Origin of the sequence: Shewanella sp. Shew256, assembly GCF_002196695.1 — a bacterium.
GTDB classification, from domain to species: Bacteria; Pseudomonadota; Gammaproteobacteria; order Enterobacterales; family Shewanellaceae; genus Shewanella; species Shewanella mangrovisoli.
The window spans coordinates 1-786 of sequence record NZ_NAJR01000054.1; the positions used below are offsets into that span (position 1 = coordinate 1).

Here is a 786-nt window from a genome sequence, read left to right on the forward strand (position 1 = left end):
CTGTTTTTTTGTACAGTCTATGCCTCGGGCATCCAAGCAGCAAGCGCGTTACGCCGTGGGTCGATGTTTGATGTTATGGAGCAGCAACGATGTTACGCAGCAGGGCAGTCGCCCTAAAACAAAGTTAGATGCTTTGCTGTGCGCACAAATTTCGGCCAGCAACAAGACTGTTTTTTTTCTTAAATCGAACCTAAAATTTCTTCGCGGAACTCCATGGAGAAATATTTTGAAAAATTGGTTATTTCTGGCTACGGCCATTATTTTTGAGGTCATTGCAACCTCTGCGCTCAAGTCTAGTGAGGGCTTTACTAGGTTAGTACCGTCTTTTATCGTCGTAGCGGGATACGCTGCTGCTTTTTATTTCCTGTCGCTGACACTCAAATCGATTCCTGTTGGAATCGCCTACGCAGTTTGGTCGGGCCTCGGGATCGTCTTGGTCACTGCGATTGCATGGGTTTTGCATGGTCAAAAACTAGATATGTGGGGATTTGTTGGTGTCGGCTTCATTATCAGCGGCGTTGCTGTGCTCAACTTGCTATCTAAGGCAAGTGTTCACTAAAACGGTCGCATCTAACCATTCCGTCGAGAGGGACCGCCCACAAGCTGCGCTTGCGGGTTCCCTTCGCGGCTTCGCCGCTACGGCGGCCCCTCACGTCAAACGTTAGATGCACTAAGCACATAATTGCTCACAGCCAAACTATCAGGTCAAGTCTGCTTTTATTATTTTTAAGCGTGCATAATAAGCCCTACACAAATTGGGAGATATATCATGAAAGGCTGGCTTTT

At 47.2% G+C, this 786-nt stretch carries 1 protein-coding gene; it reads left to right on the forward strand.

Going from position 1 to position 786, the window contains the following annotated elements:
• Positions 1–226: 226 nt before the first annotated feature.
• Positions 227–559 carry a quaternary ammonium compound efflux SMR transporter QacG2 gene (gene qacG2 / locus B5P39_RS24385; protein ID WP_003830719.1) on the forward strand — a complete coding sequence of 111 codons (333 nt, stop codon included), beginning with the start codon at positions 227–229 and terminating at the stop codon, positions 557–559.
• The last annotated feature ends 227 nt before the right edge of the window (positions 560–786 follow it).